The following is a 19,451-nucleotide window of genomic DNA, read 5'->3' as shown; positions in this document are numbered from 1 at the left end:
CGTCGGATGCTGCCATCGCGCAACTGGGTGCTTAAGCGTAAGCTCCGACCCGATGAAGAACGCACCACGAGGCGGCAGAGTGCGATGCCGGGCTCCGTCCGTCACGGCTGCCTGGGGGCTTGCCTTGGCGGCCGCACTGGCGTTTCCGAGCGCAACTGCGGCACAGGACGAGCCGATCACCCTGGCGGATGATCCCTTCGAGGTCACCGACCCGCACGCCACGCCGCCCGGAGAAGCGGCCTACTCCATCGTCGGATCCTATGAACGAGCCGCGACAGGCCGCGTGCGAAGCACCTGGGGCGCCGAGACCGAACTGAGCTACGGCGTGTCACCCAATCTCGACCTCCGCATCGGCCAAACAGGTGCTTACGGTAACCTGGACGTGCGCCGTCGCCTCGGAACAGTGTCGACCGAAGTGGGTGGACCCGGCTCGGAGCAGGAGCGTGCAGCTCTCGGCGGAACGACCCGGCTGGGTGCGCTCTACCAGTTGACGGAGGAGAGCGGTTCCTGGCCGATTGTCGGCTTGCTCGGCCGCGTGCGCTCCCTCTACGGACCGGGTGGCACGGCGTACGAAACCGAAGCGACAGCCCTCTTCGGCAAGACGCTCATTGCTGGCGAGCGTCCGCTCGGCGTGAGCCTGAACATAGGTACCGTCCACCGCTTCGATCCAGCCCCTGGGGAACGGATGACCCGCTATCTCGTCAACGCCTCAGCCGGACAGGCACTCACCCGCGACACGGCTCTGGTCATCACCTACGCACGCGAGCAGCAGGAGAAGGGGCAGCCAGATTACAGCTTGGCGCAGGCGGGTGTGCGACACCGCCTGAGAGACCAGCGTGCGATCCTTGGTGCAGCCGTGGGCTTCGGACTCAACCGGAACACACCGCAGTTCCAAGTCGCGCTCGCCGTTCAATGGGAGCTTGGCGCCTCGAAGTAAGGCAGGTGCATGATGCTCAGGGTGGTCAGGCTCGCGGCATCGAACGTTGATCTCCAAGACAGCACCGCGGCCGCTCCGACCTTCAATCGGCGCCCTCATCGGGAATGTTCAGGGTCGTGCCGCAAGCCTTGCAGTGAACCGCATCCGGTTCGTGGCGCTGCAAGCCGCAGGTCGGGCAGGCAAAGCGCACCTTGTTGGGCCGGAACAGAACCTGGGCGAGGCGCAGGAACAGGGTCACGCCGCAGATCATCACGACGACGGAGATCAGCCGCCCGCTGGTCCCCTGTAGAGTGACGTCGCCGTAGCCCGTCGTCGTCAGCGAAGTCACCGTGAAATACAGCGCGTCAACGTAGTTGGCGATATTTGGATTCGTGCGATGCTGCGTCGCATAGACGATGCTGGTCATGATGAAGATGAACACCGCGAGGTTCAGCACCGCGATGATCGCCTCCTCGTTGCGGCGGAAGAACGGAAAGTCTGCTCGCAGCCGATCCAGCAGTTGGTAGGTCCGCAGCAGCCTCAGCGTGCGAAGGATGCGCAGGAATCCGGCGCCCTCGCCGACGATGGGCGCCAGGAAGGAGGCGATAGCGGCGACGTCCGCCCAGGTCGTCGGCCGCAGGAACTCTCGGGCCGGTCGTGGACAGATCGACAGTCGCGAGAGGAAGTCGGCAGCCACCGCGGCACCGATGAGAATATCGACCACCTCGACCCATGGGGGGCGGGGCATGAACGAGGACACGACGATGAACAGGAGGGTGGTCAAGTCAAAGGCGAGCAGGCCGTAACGAAACCGATGCGCGCGGTCGCTATCGCCCTCGTAAAGCTCCCACATCCTCCGCTTCCAGGTTACCATGTGTAGAGACACGTCCGCCGCTTCGCTCCGGGGAAATAAACGTTCCTCGCACGTAGCTCGATCCGGGATGCGACCGTCGCCTCCTCGTTGATCGAGCTCATGTTCACGTTCGTTTGGCTGTTTGGCAGAACGAGGGAGCGATCCCCTTGGTGGACACGTTCAGCGGGATGGATGTCAGGTCCCGCGACCTGAACGGGCTTTCTCGAGCAGCCTCCCTTATCCGGAAGGGGGGCAGAAGTTCGCTTGCCACTTATTCGGCTGTGCGACTTCAGCGGTCCTTCGGCCCAGGGCGGCCGCTCGCTACCTGAGGCAGCCGTGCCGCATGGTTCTGTTTGGGTATGGGAGGGAACCTACCAAAAGGCATTTGCCCCTCCCATCATTCTCAATCAGAGCGTGCAGACTTCTTCGGCTCCACCCAGCTAAAGATGTGCTGCCATTCCATCCGATCCAATATATCCCGGAGACGCTCAAGCTCACTGGCATCTGGCATCCCAGGTTTTTTCTTGATGTAATCCAGGAACTTTGCTTCTGATCTCGTCACGGCACGCTCCTTTACTGGAGAACGCCCCCGAGATATCGTAACGACCCAATTGAGTTGCGGTTGCGTGGGCTGACGCTTTGATATCCGTGCGCTGGCGTCGGTTCGATTTCGGTATGCGGCCGAAGACCAGCACCACGGGTTCGCGATAGGTGCACTTTTAACGGATCGCCATTCATGGCCGCTTCCGGCTCCACTCGGACCTTTAGCTTGTCCTCGCCTCACGCGAACTTATGGCCCCTTGCGGACTTCCCCCGCGATCGCTTCGAGCGTCCGCTACCGAGGCAGAAGCGGTCCGTCAGCGGCGGCTACGTCAAAGCAGGTTCGGGGATATGGCAATGGGATTAAATTCCGGCGCTGTGCTCATACGCTGACACGGTCGCTACGGCCAACAGGCCGAAATTATCGCGACGGACAAAGTGCTTCGGAACTGAGTGCGGCGGATCGCATCCTCAGCCCCCTGACACGAGGGAGACCAACTCATCGAGGTGCCTCGTCGGCGGGCTCACGATTCTCGGACCGATGGCCCTGATGCTCCTTGAGACGGCACAACAAAGTGGCAGTGCGCGTTTACTGTCTGTGTTGGCGCAGAACTAAGGGAGATGAACTATGTCAGACGCGCATACGACGTCAGCTCCGAGCCACCCGTTCATCGAGAGCAGTCGTGTCGAAGGCACTGCTGTGTACGACGCAAGCGGAAAACAAATTGGGATAATCAAGCGCCTTGTGATTGAGAAGGTAAATGGCAATGTCGCTTATGCAGTCACCTCGTTCAGAAAATTTATTGGCGGAAGTTCAGACAGTCACACAATTCCGTGGAATTATCTGCACTACGATTTGGGCCTACAAGGCTATCGCACAAACATCACGGAGGAGCAGCTGCATAACGCGCCTGAGTTCTCAAGGCGCGATGATCATCTAATTTCCGGGCAGGAGTGGGAACTGCTTGCTGAATATTATGCAGGACCCTTGTAGTGGTTGCACTTGCCGTCCCTGTATACGCGAGGAGCCGCTCGGGCATCTCGCAGTTCGACAACCTCATCGTGAGCTACCCTGCATCGGGTCTGCCACCCGCCTGAAAGCTGTCTCATCGAGCCAAGGCGGGCGGCAGGCAGGCCCATCATGAGCCCGACGCTTTCCGCTCGGTCTACGGCCGGCGCGACCGTTCCCTCGTTCGCGCAGCCCGGCACACCCGCGAACCGCCTGAGCCTCGCGCCGACCGACCTATCGAGCGCAGGATATCCATCGGACCGATCACAACGTTCGCTGGGGAGCCCCCAAAGTTGATGCGGGCGCCGTGCGCGGAAAGGAGCAGGCCGTCAACTCATCGATCGAACACTGACCCGGGGCCGCTTTCGACCCCAGTCGGACTTTTGAGTAGCCACATCCCAATGTCTAGAGCGTGTGGAAATCGGAACCAATGAGTTGAGTTTCGGTCGAGACTTTCGCGCCTTCCGAGTGCCTGATTGGCAACGCCTACCCCGAGCCATCCGGAAATCTTGAATTATGAAGTTTCGCCTAGCTGCGCCGCGCCGCTGGTGCATCAGCTTTGTCGGTCAGGTGTGAGTGCTGCGTGCGCGTTGGGACGAGTTTTGACCAATGGCACGCGCAAAAAAGGCCGGGCAGTCGGCCCGGCCTGATTGCGGCACGACCTGGCGCAGCTCAGGTACGCTTGCTCATGTTGCCGCCGCTCATACCCTCGCAGCAGCAACCACCCTTCTTGCCCTTCTGGGCGTGGTTCATCGCCATGCTGCCTTTCCCGCACATCATCGCGCCCTTGCCCTTGCTGCCACCGCAGCAGCTCATGGCGAGAGCAGGGGCAGCGCTTAGCAGTAGCAAGGCTGTCGCGCTCGCAATCAGGTTCTTCATGGCTTGGTGTCCTCCGCAGGATGCGACCTGATTGTGATCCTTCCCATAGGGGGAAGGTCAAGCGCTTGCCTACCGCTTCACAAAACCGATGTCGGCCGCCACCGCCTTCAGGCTCTCCGGCTCCCGCTCTTTCCGCTCGCTGTAGCGATCCGCTCGGTAGTCCGTTCGCTCGCGGGTCAGCAGCGTGAACTTTATGAGTGCCTCGCAGACATCCACCACCCGGTCGTAGAGCGGTCCCGGCCTCATGCAGCCGGCTTCGTCGAACTCCTTGTAGGCCATCGTCACCGAAGACTGATTCGGGTCGATGATCATCCGCATCCAGCGCCCGAGCATGCGCAGGCTGTTCACGGCGTTGAAGCTCTGCGAGCCGCCGGATACCGAGCGTGCTGGTCGGGGCGCTCTCGATCCAGCAAGCCCCGGACCTGTCGCCGCTGACCCGCGAGCTGATGGTCTACGCCGACGTGATCGGCTGCGATCTTGGGCCGAATTTCACGCCCAGCGGCAACCTCGCCACCCTGCTCTGGCTGCACGTGCTGGCGAGCAAGGGCCAGCGCATCACCTGGGACCAGTACATGAAGGTCGGCCTGATCATTACGCCGCGGGTGCTGCTGGTTGGATCCAGCTTTGGCGAAGTGCGGTCCGAAGCCGCTCCGCCCTAAGCTGGTCCGTATCTGTTTTGTTCTCCGCAGCATGGGGAGGACGCCGATCAGGCGCCCTCCTTGCCAGTACCGTCCCAAATGTCCGCCAACTCGCTAGCGATTCAGGACTCGCTAGGTTGAAGACCGATAACTGAGCGCATCACATGGCAACCTTCGCCTCGCGCGATGCTCAACTTATGCTCTCATCCACAGTAGCTGTGGAGTTAGGCATAAGTTGATAAGTGCCCAGGTCTATGTAACTGATTTGATTGAAGATTTTTCGCACCCTCCAACGTAATCAGGTATAAGTTGCTCACTCCAAGCGGATAAGTTGTTCGAGCGACGAAGGAGAAATCCATGGTCGCTCGCGCCCGCAGAGCAGCTCGATCGAGACATAGCAAAGGCCCCCGCGGTCTTATCCGCGAGGGCCTGGAGTACGTACTATTGGTCTTGATATTTTAGATGCGCCGAAGATCCGATCGTCGATAGAATGCCGCTCCAACGACCTCCCGTTCGATCGACGGCCCGAGACCGAGCGCAGTCAGGCGCCTTTTGATCTCGCGAAAATGAATGCCTGTGGTTGTCATCTCTTGGAACAGGGTCGCGTATTCGCTCCGGAATTCATCTAACGACTGATCGGCCCCCACGCGGTGGTCCAAGTTCTAAGTTAGTGCAGGGTCGGCCTTTGCTCCACGGGTCGCTTGGCCGGCGGAGCCGACCGAGTGAGCGCAGCCGGCCAAGCGGTGAAGGCCGGCACGAACACCTCCGGGGCCGGTGGTCGGTAGCCGAGCGAGGCGTGCGGGCGCACGCTGTTGTAGTGTAGACGCCAACTCTCGATCACGATCTGCGCCTCCTTGAGCGTGTAGAAGATCTCACCGTTCAAAAGCTCGTCCCGTAGTCGTGCGTTGAAGCTCTCGACGTAACCGTTCTCCCATGGCGAGCCGGGTGCGATGTAGGCTGTTCTGGCGCCGACACCGGTGATCCAGGCCTGCACGGACTTGGCGATGAACTCCGGACCGTTGTCCGAGCGGATATGGCTGGGCACGCCGCGCAGGATGAACAGGTCGGACAGCACGTCGATCACGTCCGCCGCCTTCAGCTTGCGTGCGACGCGGATCGCTAGGCACTCCCGCGTGAACTCATCGACCACGTTCAGCATCCGGAACTTGCGGCCCTCGTGCGTGCGGGCTTCGACAAAGTCGTAGGACCAGACGTGATCGCGACGCTCCGCCCGCAATCGCAGGCAGGAACCATCCCCGTCCCAGATGCGGCCGCGCTTGGGCTGCCGAGACGGGACCTTCAGCCCCTCGCGCCGCCAGATCCGTTCGACCCGCTTGTCGTTGACGAACCAGCCCGCCGCCTTCAGCAATGCACCGATCTTCCGGTAGCCGTAGCGCCCGTACTGGCGAGCCAGTTCCACGAGGTCGGCTGTCAGCGCGGCCTCATCCTCTCTTCCCCGCGGCACCTTGCGCTGCGTCGAGCGATGCTGCCCGAGCGCCCGACAGGCGCGGCGCTCGGAGACGTCTAGGACGTTCATGACATGCGCGATGCAGGCGCGTCGGCGCGCGGGGCTGGTCAGTTTCCCCGAGCGGCCTCCTGCAGGATCAGCTTGTCGAGGGTGAGATCCGCAATCGCCTTGCGCAGCCGCTGGTTCTCAACCTCCAGGTCCTTCATCCGTCGAACCTGATCGCTCTTCAGGCCGCCGTACTCCTTGCGCCAGCGGTAGTAGGTCACTTCCGTCACGCCGATGGCCCGGATCGCCTCCGCCACGCTCTGGCCCTGCGAGACCAGAACATCCACCTGCCGCAGCTTGGCGACCACGTCTTCCGGCTTGTGCCGCTTCGTTCCCATCTGTCCGTCCTCATCTGGCTCAAAAGCCATACCTCAGGGCGGACCACTTCAGTGGGGGCGGATCAAACTTCTGGTTCCGGGCAATAGCGGGCCAGGAAGCCCTGCAGGCCGTGACTAGGTCGAACCGGTGCGTTCATCGGCGTCCTCATGGGTCTCCCCACAGTGCTCATCTTTTGCCTCAGGCTACAGGGCGGTCCGAAGCCGCTCCGCCCTAAGCGAGGTCGTATCTGTTTTGTTCTCCGCAGCATGGGGAGGACGCCGATCAGGCGCCCTCCTTGCCAGTACCGTCCCAAATGTCCGCCAGCTCGCTAGCGATTCAGGACTCGGTAGGTTGAAGACCGAGAACTGAGCGCATCACATGGCAACTTTCGCCTCGCGCGATGCTCAACTTATGCTCTCATCCACAGTAGCACGGCATAACTATGAGCACCCTGTCGTCGAACCGCAGGTGTCGCACTTCAGGCAGGTACCGTTGCGGACCAGCGTGAAGTTCGCGCATTCGGGGCAGGCCTCGCCGACATAGCCCTTCATCTTCGCTTCGGCCCGGCGGTCGGCGACAGTGCGCTCCGCCTTCGGCTCCGGCTTGGCGAAGGGCAGCGCCTCGATGCTGCCGACGCTCTGCGGCTCCGCCTTCAGGGCGGTCGCGCCCCGCACCGCGTGGACCGTACCGCCGGCCGGGGCCGACTGGCCCGTGGCGGCTGCGGCCACCCCCGTCGTGGCGCCGGCCGGACCGCCCTGGATCAGGGTGAGCCGGTCGGCCGAGCCGCGCAGCAGGCCGCGGGAGACGACTGCCGAGGCGGCCGGCGCCGGCTTGGCCGATTCGCGGGTGGTGTCGCCCTCGCCGCCGCCGAGCACCGTGCCGCCGATTTCGGCCGGATTGACGTGGGCGAGGTCGGTGCGGCCGAGATACGAGACCGCCAGTTCGCGGAACACGTAGTCGAGCAGCGAGGTCGCGTTCTTGATCGCGTCGTTGCCCTGCACGAAGCCCGCTGGCTCGAAGCGGGTGAAGGTGAAGGCCTCGACGTATTCCTCCAGCGGCACGCCGTATTGGAGGCCGAGCGAGATCGCGATGGCGAAGTTGTTCATCAGGCTTCGGAAGGTTGCGCCTTCCTTGTGCATGTCGATGAAGATCTCACCGAGGCGGCCATCATCGTATTCGCCGGTGCGCAGGTAGACCTTGTGGCCGCCGACGACCGCCTTCTGGGTGTAGCCCTTGCGCCGGTCAGGCATCTTTTCGCGCGAGCGGATGCGCTCGATGCGCTCGATCACCCGCTCGACAATCTTCTCCGCCGCCGCCGTCGCCTTGGCGGCGGCCGGGGCCTGGATGATCGCCTCCAGAGCCTCGTCGGCGTCCTCCTCGTCGTCGGCGATCAGCGCCGAGTTGAGCGGCTGCGAGAGCTTGGAGCCGTCGCGGTAGAGGGCGTTCGCCTTAAGCGCGAGGCGCCAGGACAGCAGGTAGGCCGCCTTGCAATCCTCCACCGTGGCGTCGTTGGGCATGTTGATGGTCTTGGAGATCGCCCCCGAGATGAAGGGCTGCGCCGCGGCCATCATGTGGATGTGGCTCTCGACCGAGAGGTAGCGCTTGCCGGTGCGCCCACACGGGTTGGCGCAATCGAACACCGCGTAGTGCTCGGGCTTGAGGAAGGGCGCGCCCTCCAGCGTCATCGCTCCGCAGACATGGGTGTTGGCGGCCTCGATCTCGCGCTTCGAGAAGCCGAGGAAGGGCAGGAGCTCGAAGGTCGGGTCAGCGAGTTTTTCCGCCGGCACCTTGAGGGTGTCCTTGAGGAAGTCGTCGCCGAGGTTCCAGCGGTTGAACACGAACTTGATGTCGAAGGCCGACTTCAACCCCGCTTCCACCGCCGCGATCTTGTCGTCGGTGAAGCCCTTGGCGCGCAGCGACCCCGGATTCACCGCGGGAGCCTGGCCCATCGAGCCGTGGCCGACGGCGTAAGCCTCAATCTCGGCGATCTCGGATTCGCGGTAGCCCAGCGCCCGCAGGGCGTCCGGCACGGCGCGGTTAATGATCTTGAAGTAGCCGCCGCCGGCGAGCTTCTTGAACTTCACCAGGGCGAAGTCGGGCTCGATGCCGGTGGTGTCGCAATCCATCACGAGGCCGATCGTGCCGGTCGGCGCGATCACGGTGGCCTGCGCGTTGCGGTAGCCGTGCTGCTCGCCGAGCGACAGCGCCCGGTCCCAGGCCGCGCGGGCATGGGCGCCGATATCGGCCTGCGGGATGTTGGCGTGGTCGAGCGGCACGGGGCTGACGTTCAGGCCCTCGTAGCCCGCGACCTCGCCATGCGCCGCACGGCGATGGTTGCGGATCACCCGCAGCATGTGCGCGGCGTTGTCCGGGTAGGCCTCGAAGGTGCCGAGTTCGGCCGCCATCTCGGCGGAGGTGGCGTAGGCCACGCCCGTCATGATCGCGGTGAGCGCGCCGGCCAGCGCCCGGCCTTTATCGGAGTCGTAGGGCAGGCCCATGGTCATCAGCAGGCCGCCGATATTGGCGTAGCCGAGGCCCAGCGTGCGGTACTTGTAGGAAAGCTCGGCGATCTCCTTGGACGGAAACTGCGCCATCATCACCGAGATTTCGAGCACCACGGTCCAGAGCCGGTTGAGGTGCTCGAACGCCTCGACGTCGAAGTGCTTCGACTGACGATCGTACATCGTCAGCAGGTTGGCGCTGGCGAGGTTACAGGCCGTGTCGTCGAGGAACATGTACTCGGAGCACGGGTTCGAGGCCCGGATCCGCCCGCCCTCCGGGCAGGTGTGCCAGTCGTTCATCGTGGTGTTGAAGTGCAGGCCCGGATCGGCCGAGGCCCAGGCGGCCTCACCGATCTTCTCCCACAGGTCGCGCGCCTGAGGCGTCTTCACGACCTTGCCCGTGGTGCGCGAGGTCAGGCTCCACGGCCCGTCCGCTTCCACCGCGCGCAGGAACTCGTCGGTCAGCGAGACCGAGTTGTTGGAGTTCTGGCCGGCGACCGTGAGGTAGGCCTCCGAATCCCAATCGGTGTCGTAGACGGGGAAGTCGATCTTGGTGAAGCCCTGGCGGGCGAACTGCACGACGCGCTTGATGTAGGCGTCCGGCACCATCGCCTTGCGGGCGGCCTTGATCTCGCGCTTGAGCGCCGGGTTGCGCTCGGGGTCGAAGCAGGCGTCGCCCTCGGCCTCGCACTGGGTGCAGGCCTTCATCACCGCGGTGAGGTGCTTGGAGACGACCTTGGAGCCGGTCACCAGCGCGGCGACCTTCTGCTCCTCCTTCACCTTCCAGTCGATGAAGTTCTCGACGTCGGGATGGTCGATGTCGACGATCACCATCTTGGCGGCGCGCCGGGTGGTGCCGCCGGACTTGATCGCGCCCGCGGCCCGGTCGCCGATCTTGAGGAAGGACATCAGGCCGGACGACTTGCCGCCGCCGCCGAGGCGCTCGTTCTCGCCGCGCAGCATCGAGAAGTTCGAGCCGGTGCCCGAGCCGTACTTGAACAGGCGCGCCTCGCGCACCCACAGGTCCATGATGCCGCCCTCGTTGACGAGGTCGTCCTGCACGGACTGGATGAAGCAGGCATGCGGCTGCGGGTGCTCGTAGGCGGTGGCCGACTTCGTCAGCACGCCGGTCTTCGGGTCGCAGTAGAAGTGGCCCTGGCTCGGCCCGTCGATGCCGTAGGCCCAATGCAGGCCGGTGTTGAACCATTGCGGCGAGTTCGGCGCCACCATCTGGCGGGCGAGCATGAAGCGCAGCTCGTCCATGAAGGCGGCGGCGTCTTCCTCGGACGAGAAGTAGCCGCCCTTCCAGCCCCAATACGTCCAGCAGCCGGCGAGCCGGTCGAACACCTGGGTCGCCGAGATTTCGGAGACGAAGCGCTCCTCCTCCGGCAGTTCGGCGAGCGCGGCCTCATCCGGCACGGCGCGCCAGAGGAAGGAGGGAACGCTGTTCTCCTCGACCTTCTTCAGGCGGGCCGGGACGCCGGCCTTGCGGAAATACTTCTGCGCCAGCACGTCGGCGGCGACCTGGCTCCAGCTCTCCGGCACGGAAATGCCGTCGAGCCGGAAGACGATCGAGCCGTCCGGGTTGCGAATCTCGCTCACCGCCTTGCGGAAGGCGATGGCAGCGTAGGGCGACTGGCCTGCCGTCGTGTAGCGCCGCTCGAACCGCATGAATCCCTCTCCCTCGGAGCCAAGCGACCCCGTGCCGCGGCGCAAGCCGCGGATCATGGATGAAAAGCCGGATGTGCCTCGGCCGGTTCGGGGCCCCGCAGCAGACGACGTGGGAGCCTGTCCGTCATGCGGAAACGGGGTTTTTCCCAAACCCCGCCGAACCGTTCGAAGCGATGCCCGGACCTTACGTCCGAGCGGCCATCTGCGTCAATAACTAGTGCCGGCTACCCGTGTTCCGCGCTAGATGTTGTGTCCTGCATCATAAATCTGTGGATATTCGAGGCGGTTCGCTAAGTGGCCTTTCGGCTTGATCGAATCCGCCGGGAAAATTTTTCGGTCCACAGGGAAGGCGATGGGTTTGGCCGCCCTCGAGAGGGTCGGACAGGGTTAACGGGTGCGCGAGACAGGGGGAGCGTGCCGTAAATGCGACAGCGGTCCGGGGTGCTGGACTCACACGCGCGTGACGACCATAACGACCGCGGCGACGGCACCGCGGGTCCGTCGCTCGCCGGAGGAATCATGGCCCTCAAGGACACGCTGCTGCGCATCTTCACCTGGTGGAACGGGCAGACGATGTCGCTTGCGCTCTACACCGCGCGCAGCGGCCAGTTCGTCGGTTCGGACGAGCTCGGCAACAAATACTACAAGGCGCTGGGTCCGCTGATCGACCGCTCAGTCGGCCCGGAGCGGCGCTGGGTCGTCTATAACGGCTATGCCGACGCTTCCCGCGTGCCGCCGGGCTGGCGGGCCTGGCTGTGCCACAACGGCGACGTCGCTCCGAGCGAGGAGGATTATCAGCCTCGCGAGTGGCAGAAGGCCCACGAGGAGAACCTCACCGGCACGGCAGCGGCCTACCGGCCGAAGGGCTCGCAGCTCTCCTGGGGCCAGCGCCCGGCCGCGACCGGCGACTACGTGCCGTGGACGCCCGCCGAGTAGACGAAGCCATGCCGCGAGCCGGGGGGCACCGCGATCTGCCATAGGGCGGTCGGTGCGCAGCCCGGGCGGAACTTCAGAGCATCACGGCCCGGCCGCCCTTTTTCCACCACCCTTGGGGTGTTGGAACGGCCGCACCGTTTGCCGGCCGCGATGGCCGGCTCCAGACTCAAGAGGGCGCCTTGAGCCGCATCCCCGCAACGATCCTGCGCCGGACCGCACTCGGCACGCTCGCCCTGGCGCTCTGCGCGCTGCCGGCCTCCGCCGACAAGATCAAGAACCCGACCGCGGTGTTCTCCGGCCTCGACAAGATCACCGGCCGGATCGTGACCTTCGAGGTCGCTATCGACGAGACGGTGCAGTTCGGCGCGCTGCAGATGACGCCGCGGGTCTGCTACTCGCGCCCGCCCACCGAGACGCCGAAGACCACGGCCTTCCTCGAGGTCGACGAGGTGACGCTGGACAGCAAGTACCGGCGCATCTTCACCGGCTGGATGTTCGCGGCGAGCCCCGGCCTGCACGCCATCGAGCACCCGATCTACGATGTGTGGCTGACCGATTGTAAGGGCGGCTCCGACGTGATCGCCGAGGCGAAGGAGCAGGAGGACGTGCCCGCGCTCGCCTCGCGCCAGGACAAGCCGAGGAAGAAGGGCGCGGACCCGACCAAGACGTCCGCCCAGGTCAACCAGAACGGTCAGGTCGACGTCGAGGGGCCGCGCGGCGTGCCGGTCCAGCCCAAACAGAAGCCCTCGCGCAAGTTCTTCCCGAACAACGAGGGGCCTGCAGCCGCTCCGCCGCCTCCGCGCGAGCCGCAATCGATCTTCGACGCGATTTTTCGTTAAGCGCCCATCCGACCTGATTGCATCAGGCCGGCGGCTCCCGATCCTTGTTTTGACGCGGATTCTTTCGACGAACCGGCCACCACTTCGTCGGAATGCGCTCTAAGAAGCCAGCCGCTGCCGCGAGGTCATGAAGGGCCCGAGCGGCTGGCGGGCGGCGGCGAAGGACGCGAGCCCGATCGGGCGCGGCATGCCGACATAGATCGCCTCCATCCCGCCCGAGAGCCGGTAGGCCTCGTGCCAGAAGCCGTTGCCGGCCGGATCGCGGCCGAAATCCCGCCACCATGTCTTGTGCGGGTCCGAGCGGGTGAAGGCCTCCAAGCTTTCCAGATCGCGCCAGTACTGCCGCATGCCGATATGGTTGAGGCCATAGACGAGGTTCTCGTGCGCCAGCAGCCCGTCCGGCCGCTCGCGCTGCATCTGGGCCAGCCCGCGCCCGATGCCGAGCAGCGCCTTGAGGCCCCGCATCCGCCCGACGCGAAAGCCGAGATAGACCACGACAAGCCCCGGATAGGCCGAGAGATCGACCGAGTCCCGCGTGGGGCGGCCGTTTGCGGCAGCTTGCTTATCCGATGTCTGCATGGCATCAATCCCATGTTTACGGTGTAATCATAGGCGCGTTGCTTACAGTGTCAACATCGAAGGCTGAGTCGAATCCGGCCAAGGGCGGCTACCATCACGGCGATCTGCGCGGGGCGCTGGTCGCGGCGGGCCTGTCGATCCTGGAGGAGGGGGGCGATCCGGCCTCGCTCGGCCTGCGCGAGACCGCGCGCCGGGCGGGTGTGTCGGCGATGGCGCCCTACCGGCACTTTCCCGACAAGGACGCCCTACTCGCGGCGGTGGCCATCGTCGGCTTCGAGCGACTGCGCGCGGCGCTGGAGGTGGCGGACCGGGGAGGGGAGGGGGCGGGACGCGAGGCCCTCTACGCGCAAGGGGCGGCCTACGTCGCCTTTGCCTGTGCGCAGCCCGGATTGTTTCGTCTGATGTTCGGCGGCGCGCGCTCGGGCGGCTCACGGCCCCAGGCACTGTGCGAAGCCTCCGCCGCCGCCTACGCGGTGCTGGCTGAACGGGTTGCGACGCTGCTGCCGGGGGAGGCCGCCGCCGACGAAGCCTTGCGGTCCTGGGCGCTCGTCCACGGCATCGCCGCGCTCGTCATCGACGGCCTGCTCGGTGAGGCCGTACGGACCGACCCGCACGTGGCCGCGGCGCTCGCCGGCCGCCTGCTGCGGCTCGAACCGATACCCGGCTGAAAGAATGGGATCCCAAAGGGATCATTCCTTTGGCGGGGAATCGGGGCAGCGCCCCGATGTCGCCCCTACGTCTCGGCGCGGCCGATCCCGAGGGCGGCCAGGGCTTCGGCGCCGCGAAAGACCCGGTCCGGCGGACCCCATTCGGCCCGCTCGGTGATCGCGGCTGCGAGGTGGCGCTTGTAGATGTGGCGCGGCATTTCCTCGACGCCGAACTGGCTCAGATGCTCAGTGAGGAACTGCGTGTCGGCGAGCCGGTAACCTCCGGAGCGCAGCCGAGCCACGAGGTGGACCAGGGCGACCTTCGAGGCGTCACGCACCTCGTGGAACATGCTCTCGCCGAAGAAGGCCGCCCCGAGCGAGACGCCGTAGAGCCCGCCCGCGAGGCGCCCCTCGTGGTAGACCTCGATCGTGTGGCAATGGCCGAGATCGAACAGCGCGCCGTAGAGGTCGCGGATGCGGGCGTTGATCCAGGTGCGGGCGGTATCCCGGCGCGGGGCGGCGCAGCCCTCGATCACCGCATCGAAATCCCGGTCGCTGACGACCTCGAACCCGTCGGAGCGCACGGTGCGGGCGAGCCGCTTGGGCACGTGGAAACGGTCGAGGGGCAGCACCCCGCGGGCGCGGGGCTCGACCCAGTAGATCGTCGGATCATCCGCATCCTCGGCCATCGGGAAGATCCCGGCGGCATAGGCCTTGAGCAGGATGTCGGGCGTGATGTCCACGGGCGGCCTGTCGTGCATCGAAGCGTTGTCGCGCGCTCCGGGCGCGAACACCAGCCGTCAGAAGGCAGCAGGCGTGCCGTGTCGGCCTGCCGCCCCGCTTTCTCAGCGCCGGGTCTCGACGCCGTTCAGTTCCTCGCGGGCCAGGAAGCCTTCGAGCCAGTGAATGTCGTAGAGGCCGTTCTGCACGTCGGCATTGCGCACCAGCGTGCGGAACAGCGGCAGCGTGGTGTCGATGCCGTCGACCACAAACTCGTCGAGGGCCCGTCGCAGGCGCATCAGACACTCGTTGCGGGTGCGCCCGTGCACGATCAGCTTGCCGATCAGCGAGTCGTAGTTCGAAGGAATCCGGTAGCCCTGGAAGGCGGCCGAATCGACCCGGACGCCGAGGCCGCCCGGCGGGTGGAAATAGGTGATCAGCCCCGGCGAGGGCCGGAAGGTCGAAGGGTGCTCGGCGTTGATCCGGCACTCGATGGCGTGGCCCTCGACCTTGATATCCTCTTGAGCCACCGACAGGCCGCCGCCGGCCGCGACCCGGATCTGCTCGTTCACGAGATCGATCCCGGTGATCATCTCGGTGACGGGGTGCTCCACCTGGATGCGGGTGTTCATCTCGATGAAGTAGAACCGCCCGTCCTCGTAGAGGAACTCGATGGTGCCGGCGCCGAGATAGCCGAGTTCGCGCATGGCGTTGGCGCAGATGCCGCCGATCTCGGCGCGCATCGCCTCGTTGAGGGCCGGCGATCCGCCTTCCTCCCAGACCTTCTGGTGGCGGCGCTGCAGCGAGCAGTCGCGCTCGGCCAGGTGAACCGCGTGGCCCTTCCCGTCGCCGAGGATCTGCACCTCGATGTGGCGGGGCTTGGTGAGGTACTTCTCGAGGTAGACCGCATCGTCGCCGAAGGCGGCCTTGGCCTCGGTGCGGGCCATGTCGAGGGCCTGCTCCAGCTCGCTCTCCGAGCGGGCGACCTTCATGCCGCGCCCGCCGCCGCCCGAAGCGGCCTTCACCAGCACGGGATAGCCGATCTCGGCGGCCACGCGCTTGGCTTCGTCCGGATCGGTGACGCCGCCCTCGGAGCCCGGCACGCAGGGAATGCCGAGGCGCTTGGCGGTGCGCTTGGCCTCGATCTTGTCGCCCATGATGCGGATATGCTCGGCCTTGGGGCCGATGAAGCCGATGTTGTGGTGCGCCAGAACCTCGGCGAACCGGGCGTTCTCCGACAGGAAGCCGTAGCCGGGATGCACGGCGTCCGCCCCGGTGATCTCGCAGGCGGCAATGATCGAGGGGATGTTGAGGTAGCTGTCGCGGGCGGCCGGCGGGCCGATGCAGACGCTCTCGTCGGCCAGCCGCACATGCATGGCGTCGGCGTCGGCCGTGGAGTGGACCGCAACGGTGGCGATACCGAGCTCCTTCGCAGCCCGCAGGATGCGGAGTGCGATCTCGCCGCGGTTGGCGATCAGGATCTTGTCGAACATCGCGGGGCGGCTACTCGAGAACGAGGAGGGCTTCGCCGTACTCGACCGGCATCCCATCCTCGATGAAGATGGCGGTCACCGTACCGGCGCGGGGCGCGACGATTTCGTTGAAGGTCTTCATGGCCTCGACCAGCAGCAGCTTGTCGCCCGCCTGGACCTTCGTGCCGATCTCGATGAACGGCTTCGCGTCCGGCGAGGGGCGCAGATAGGCGGTGCCGACCATGGGCGACGGCACGGCGCCGGGATGGCCCGCACCGGATTTGGCGGGTGCCGGCGCCAGAGCGGCAGGCGCCGCCGCGACCGGTGCCGCCGCAGCGGCCGGGGCGGAAGGCGCGACCTGAACCGAGACCGTCTCGATCTTTCGGGCGACGCGGATGCGCAGATCGCCCTTCTCGACCTCGATCTCGGTCAGATCGGTCTCGGCGACCATCCGGGCGAGTTCGCGCACCAGTTCGGGATCGAAGGGTTCGTTCTTGGCCATCGGCTCGTAGTTCTGAGGTCAGGAGGCGGACGGGGTGCGTCCACGCAGGAGATGGGCGAGGGCGTCGAGCCCCAGGACGTAACTGTGGGCACCGAAGCCCGAAATCAAACCGGCGCAGACCGGCGCGATCCGCGAGACGTGGCGGAAGTCTTCGCGGGCATGGACGTTGGAGAGGTGGATCTCCACCGCTGTCACCCCCGCTCCCTTGATCGCGTCGCGCAGCGCGATCGAGGTGTGCGTGTAGGCGGCGGCGTTGATGAGCACCCCAGCCCCGGCGGCGCCGGCCTCCTGCACGAACGTCACGAGTTCGCCCTCGTGATTCGTCTGACGGAAGGTCAGGGCGATATCGAGGCGAGCCGCCTGCTCCCGCAGGTTTTGCTCGATGTCGGCGAGCGTCGCGGCGCCGTAGATGCCCGGCTCGCGCTGGCCCAGGAGATTGAGGTTCGGCCCGTTGAGGCAGTGAATCGCGATCATGCCGTCCGGCTGCGTCGGCCGGAGGCTTCGCGAACCGCCCGGCAGGAGGGCCGGTCTTAGACGAGTGCGTCGGTGCGCGACAAGGGCGGTTGCCGGCCGGTTGCCCGGCCAAGCTTTCAATAAGTCCAGCGTTGTGCCTTGTTCACGAGGAAATCGCGGAAGGCCTGGACGCGGGCGACCGAGCGCATCTCCTCGGCATAGACGAGATAGCTCTCCATCGTCGGCATCTCGCTCTCGCGCAGCACCTGGACGAGGCTCTCGTTCCCATCGACGGCGTAGTCCGGCAGGATGCCGACGCCGACCCCCGCCTCCATCGCCTTGTGGAGAGCGGTGATGTTGTTGACCGTAAAGTGGACCGGACGGCGCTCATCCCCCTCGCGGCCGATGCTGGCGAGGTAGTGGGTCGCGAGCAGATAGGACGGTTCGTTGCCGCCGAACGAGACGAGGCGGTGCTCGTCGAGGTCGCTGATGGTTTTGGGCTCACCGAAGCGCTTGACGTAATCGGGGCTCGCGAAGGCGTGATAATGCACCGTGAACAGCCGCCGCTGGATCAGGTCCGGCTGGGCCGGACGGCGCATGCGGATCGCGATGTCGGCCTCGCGCATGGCGAGGTCCAACTCCTCGTTGGTGAGCACCAGCTCGATCCGTACATCCGGATAGAGATCGAGGAATTCCGAGACGCGCTGCGACAGCCAGGATGTGCCTAAGCCCACCGTCGTCGTCACCCGCAGGTCACCGGAGGGGCGCTCGCTGGTCTCGACGAGGCGGGCGCGGGTGTTCTCCAGCCTGAGCTTCATGTCGCGCGCGGCGCGAAACAGCAGGTCGCCCTGCTCGGTCAGGATCAGGCCCCGGGCGTGCCGGTGGAACAGGGGCGCCTTCAGCTCCCGCTCCAGCGCGCTGATCTGCCGGCTCACCGCCGACTGGCTGAGGCCGATATCATCGCCCGCCCGCGTGAAGCTGCCGGCCTCCGCGACGTTGAGGAAAATCCGGATCTTGTCCCAATCCAAGGCCGTCACTCCCGCCCGTCGAGGTCGGCCCGTCGCAGTCAGCCCGCACGGGGGGCCACGACCTTCGGGCGTTGCACGACGCCAGTCTGTTGCCCTGCCATACCCGGCGAAAGGCTTCTTCGCGAAACCTGCCGGCTCCCGCAGCTTTCAGGTTAGGACGACAAGCTTGCAATTTGGTTGCGTCATTTCCGCCATCAACAGGGAAATGCGTGTCGAACAACGTCTTGAATGCTTCGACAGCGCCTGTCCCCGGTCGGTCTCCGGGTCCGACACGATGGCGAAGCGGGCGTTCTTTTGAACAGTACTTGAAACGCCCGCGAAACGCCCGAAGCCCGGGCGCCTACTCGGCGGCAGCCTTGGCCGGGCTCTCGCCAACATCGAGATTGGCCAGGAACTTCTCCGCCTCCAGCGCGGCCATGCAGCCCATGCCGGCCGCGGTGATCGCCTGACGGTAGACGTCGTCGGTGACGTCGCCCGCTGCGAACACGCCCGGTATGTCGGTCGCGGTAGTGCCCGGCGTCACCGTGATGTAGCCGCCGTGCCGCATCGGCAGTTGGCCCTCGAAGATCCCCGTGGCGGGCTGGTGGCCGATCGCCACGAACAGGCCGTCGGTGGGCTGCTCGACGATCGCGCCGGTGCGCAGATCCTTGAGACGCAGATGCGTGACGGAGGGCGGCGTGTCGGAGCCGCAGATCTCCTCCACCGCGTGATGCCACTTCACCGTGACGTTGGCGTGCTTGAACAGGCGCTCCTGCAGGATGCGCTCGGCCCGGAACTCGCCGCGGCGGTGGATCACGGTGACCGACTTGGCGAGGTTGGCCAGATACAGGGCCTCCTCGACCGCGGTGTTACCGCCGCCGACCACGGTCACGTCCTTGCCGCGGAAGAAGAAGCCGTCGCAGGTGGCGCAGGCCGAGACGCCGAAGCCCTGGAACTTCGCCTCCGAGGGCAGGCCAAGCCACTTCGCCTGGGCGCCAGTGGCAATGATGAGCGAGTCGCAGGTGTAGGTCTCGCCGGAATCGGCCTCCAGCCGGAACGGGCGCACGTTCAGGTCCACGCTCGTGATGTATTCCGAGACGATCTTCGTGCCGACATGCTCGGCCTGGAGCCGCATCTGCTCCATCAGCCAGGGGCCCTGGATCGCGTCGGCGAAGCCCGGATAATTCTCGACATCGGTCGTGATCATCAGTTGGCCGCCGGGCTGGAAGCCCGAGATCAGCAGGGGCTCGACCATGGCGCGGGCGGCGTAGATCGCGGCGGTGTAGCCCGCCGGCCCCGAGCCGATGATGACGAGCCTCGCATGGGTGTGGGCCATCTGTGCCGTCTCCTATCAGCGGGCGTCCCGATCCTTGGGCGCCGGCTGTCCGTTGCTTTGTGTAGCCTCGCGCCCAGTCTGGCACGAGGAAGCCAAAAATTTCTTCCCAAAGCGGAGGACGC

The 19,451-nt window shown here is 65.5% G+C and carries 16 protein-coding genes and 2 pseudogenes; 6 read left to right on the top strand and 12 right to left on the bottom strand.

Translation table 11 applies throughout. The annotated features are described in order from the left end of the window. The first annotated feature begins 124 nt into the window (after window positions 1-124). On the top strand, window positions 125-937 hold the full coding sequence (locus MSPGM_RS04965; RefSeq protein ID WP_245265601.1) for a hypothetical protein: 813 nt from the start codon (window positions 125-127) through the stop codon (window positions 935-937). 82 nt (window positions 938-1,019) lie between these two features. Here the strand turns inward: MSPGM_RS04965 and MSPGM_RS04960 are convergent, their stop codons facing one another. Continuing rightward, the gene (locus tag MSPGM_RS04960; protein ID WP_003601425.1) at window positions 1,020-1,769 is read right to left on the bottom strand and encodes a potassium channel family protein; all 750 of its coding nucleotides are present in this window, start codon (window positions 1,767-1,769) and stop codon (window positions 1,020-1,022) included. A 1,168-nt stretch (window positions 1,770-2,937) separates the two neighbouring features. Here MSPGM_RS04960 and MSPGM_RS04955 point away from each other — a divergent pair. After that, complete coding sequence (locus MSPGM_RS04955) at window positions 2,938-3,303, top strand: PRC-barrel domain-containing protein (RefSeq protein WP_261926182.1); 366 nt, start codon at window positions 2,938-2,940, stop codon at window positions 3,301-3,303. 687 nt (window positions 3,304-3,990) lie between these two features. Here MSPGM_RS04955 and MSPGM_RS04950 read toward each other — a convergent pair. Then, window positions 3,991-4,197, bottom strand: coding sequence for a hypothetical protein (locus tag MSPGM_RS04950; RefSeq protein WP_003601423.1), 207 nt, complete (start codon window positions 4,195-4,197; stop codon window positions 3,991-3,993). 69 nt (window positions 4,198-4,266) lie between these two features. Beyond that, a pseudogene (locus MSPGM_RS04945) lies at window positions 4,267-4,575 on the bottom strand (arsenical resistance protein ArsH); the annotation flags it as partial. Between MSPGM_RS04945 and MSPGM_RS04940 the strand changes: the two are divergent. Further along, window positions 4,572-4,856: pseudogene (locus MSPGM_RS04940) on the top strand (ArsB/NhaD family transporter); the annotation flags it as partial. The pseudogenes MSPGM_RS04945 and MSPGM_RS04940 overlap by 4 nt on opposite strands. A 646-nt stretch (window positions 4,857-5,502) precedes the next feature. Here MSPGM_RS04940 and MSPGM_RS04935 read toward each other — a convergent pair. After that, window positions 5,503-6,686, bottom strand: a protein-coding gene (locus MSPGM_RS04935) for an IS3-like element ISMex5 family transposase (protein ID WP_209688052.1) whose coding sequence is annotated in 2 segments (ribosomal slippage) — window positions 5,503-6,422 and window positions 6,422-6,686 — 1,185 coding nt in all. Because the reading frame shifts where the segments join, the coding sequence is not laid out codon by codon here. Window positions 6,687-7,106: 420 nt separating this feature from the next. Further along, the gene (locus tag MSPGM_RS04930; protein WP_012752231.1) at window positions 7,107-10,838 is read right to left on the bottom strand and encodes a vitamin B12-dependent ribonucleotide reductase; all 3,732 of its coding nucleotides are present in this window, start codon (window positions 10,836-10,838) and stop codon (window positions 7,107-7,109) included. 519 nt (window positions 10,839-11,357) lie between these two features. Here MSPGM_RS04930 and MSPGM_RS04925 point away from each other — a divergent pair. Both MSPGM_RS04925 and MSPGM_RS04920 read left to right on the top strand, forming a co-directional pair. Then, window positions 11,358-11,774: an NADH:ubiquinone oxidoreductase subunit NDUFA12 gene (locus tag MSPGM_RS04925; RefSeq protein WP_012752230.1), complete on the top strand. Its 417-nt coding sequence runs from the start codon at window positions 11,358-11,360 to the stop codon at window positions 11,772-11,774. Window positions 11,775-11,953: 179 nt separating this feature from the next. Beyond that, window positions 11,954-12,613, top strand: coding sequence for a DUF2155 domain-containing protein (locus tag MSPGM_RS04920; RefSeq protein ID WP_003598227.1), 660 nt, complete (start codon window positions 11,954-11,956; stop codon window positions 12,611-12,613). 99 nt (window positions 12,614-12,712) lie between these two features. Here MSPGM_RS04920 and MSPGM_RS04915 read toward each other — a convergent pair whose 3' ends face one another. Further along, the gene (locus MSPGM_RS04915) at window positions 12,713-13,192 is read right to left on the bottom strand and encodes a DUF4188 domain-containing protein (RefSeq protein ID WP_003598226.1); all 480 of its coding nucleotides are present in this window, start codon (window positions 13,190-13,192) and stop codon (window positions 12,713-12,715) included. 47 nt (window positions 13,193-13,239) lie between these two features. On the opposite strand from MSPGM_RS04915, the gene MSPGM_RS04910 reads away from it, so the two are divergent. Next, complete coding sequence (locus MSPGM_RS04910; RefSeq protein WP_003598222.1) at window positions 13,240-13,860, top strand: TetR/AcrR family transcriptional regulator; 621 nt, start codon at window positions 13,240-13,242, stop codon at window positions 13,858-13,860. Between the two features lie 65 nt (window positions 13,861-13,925). On the opposite strand, the gene aat is transcribed toward MSPGM_RS04910, so the two are convergent. From aat to trxB, 6 genes are all read right to left on the bottom strand, one after another. Beyond that, window positions 13,926-14,600 carry a leucyl/phenylalanyl-tRNA--protein transferase gene (gene aat / locus MSPGM_RS04905; RefSeq protein ID WP_003598221.1) on the bottom strand — a complete coding sequence of 225 codons (675 nt, stop codon included), beginning with the start codon at window positions 14,598-14,600 and terminating at the stop codon, window positions 13,926-13,928. 84 nt (window positions 14,601-14,684) lie between these two features. Then, entirely contained in the window at window positions 14,685-16,052 is a 1,368-nt protein-coding gene (gene accC, locus MSPGM_RS04900; RefSeq protein WP_003598219.1) for an acetyl-CoA carboxylase biotin carboxylase subunit, read from the bottom strand. 10 nt (window positions 16,053-16,062) lie between these two features. Beyond that, window positions 16,063-16,533, bottom strand: coding sequence for an acetyl-CoA carboxylase biotin carboxyl carrier protein (accB, locus tag MSPGM_RS04895; RefSeq protein ID WP_003598217.1), 471 nt, complete (start codon window positions 16,531-16,533; stop codon window positions 16,063-16,065). A gap of 18 nt (window positions 16,534-16,551) precedes the next feature. Next, the gene (aroQ, locus tag MSPGM_RS04890) at window positions 16,552-17,007 is read right to left on the bottom strand and encodes a type II 3-dehydroquinate dehydratase (RefSeq protein ID WP_003598216.1); all 456 of its coding nucleotides are present in this window, start codon (window positions 17,005-17,007) and stop codon (window positions 16,552-16,554) included. A gap of 116 nt (window positions 17,008-17,123) precedes the next feature. After that, on the bottom strand, window positions 17,124-18,014 hold the full coding sequence (locus tag MSPGM_RS04885) for a LysR family transcriptional regulator (protein ID WP_003598214.1): 891 nt from the start codon (window positions 18,012-18,014) through the stop codon (window positions 17,124-17,126). A gap of 340 nt (window positions 18,015-18,354) precedes the next feature. Next, window positions 18,355-19,329, bottom strand: a complete 975-nt coding sequence (trxB, locus tag MSPGM_RS04880; protein ID WP_003598212.1) for a thioredoxin-disulfide reductase — start codon at window positions 19,327-19,329, stop codon at window positions 18,355-18,357. Window positions 19,330-19,451 lie beyond the last annotated feature (122 nt).

It is taken from the genome of Methylorubrum sp. GM97, from assembly GCF_024347855.1.
GTDB classification, from domain to species: domain Bacteria; phylum Pseudomonadota; class Alphaproteobacteria; order Rhizobiales; family Beijerinckiaceae; genus Methylobacterium; species Methylobacterium extorquens.
The sequence above is the reverse complement of the archived record's forward strand: the minus strand, read 5'-3'. Positions and strand labels throughout refer to the sequence as shown.

What these genes read in the sequence shown, in the direction of transcription:
- MSPGM_RS04960 (WP_003601425.1), bottom strand. Translation starts at nt 1,769, where the DNA reads ATGTGGGAGCTTTACGAGGGCGATAGCGACCGCGCGCATCGGTTTCGT.
- MSPGM_RS04955 (WP_261926182.1), top strand. Translation starts at nt 2,938, where the DNA reads ATGTCAGACGCGCATACGACGTCAGCTCCGAGCCACCCGTTCATCGAG.
- MSPGM_RS04950 (WP_003601423.1), bottom strand. Translation starts at nt 4,197, where the DNA reads ATGAAGAACCTGATTGCGAGCGCGACAGCCTTGCTACTGCTAAGCGCT.
- MSPGM_RS04930 (WP_012752231.1), bottom strand. Translation starts at nt 10,838, where the DNA reads ATGCGGTTCGAGCGGCGCTACACGACGGCAGGCCAGTCGCCCTACGCT.
- MSPGM_RS04925 (WP_012752230.1), top strand. Translation starts at nt 11,358, where the DNA reads ATGGCCCTCAAGGACACGCTGCTGCGCATCTTCACCTGGTGGAACGGG.
- MSPGM_RS04915 (WP_003598226.1), bottom strand. Translation starts at nt 13,192, where the DNA reads ATGCAGACATCGGATAAGCAAGCTGCCGCAAACGGCCGCCCCACGCGG.
- aat (WP_003598221.1), bottom strand. Translation starts at nt 14,600, where the DNA reads ATGCACGACAGGCCGCCCGTGGACATCACGCCCGACATCCTGCTCAAG.
- accC (WP_003598219.1), bottom strand. Translation starts at nt 16,052, where the DNA reads ATGTTCGACAAGATCCTGATCGCCAACCGCGGCGAGATCGCACTCCGC.
- accB (WP_003598217.1), bottom strand. Translation starts at nt 16,533, where the DNA reads ATGGCCAAGAACGAACCCTTCGATCCCGAACTGGTGCGCGAACTCGCC.
- aroQ (WP_003598216.1), bottom strand. Translation starts at nt 17,007, where the DNA reads ATGATCGCGATTCACTGCCTCAACGGGCCGAACCTCAATCTCCTGGGC.
- trxB (WP_003598212.1), bottom strand. Translation starts at nt 19,329, where the DNA reads ATGGCCCACACCCATGCGAGGCTCGTCATCATCGGCTCGGGGCCGGCG.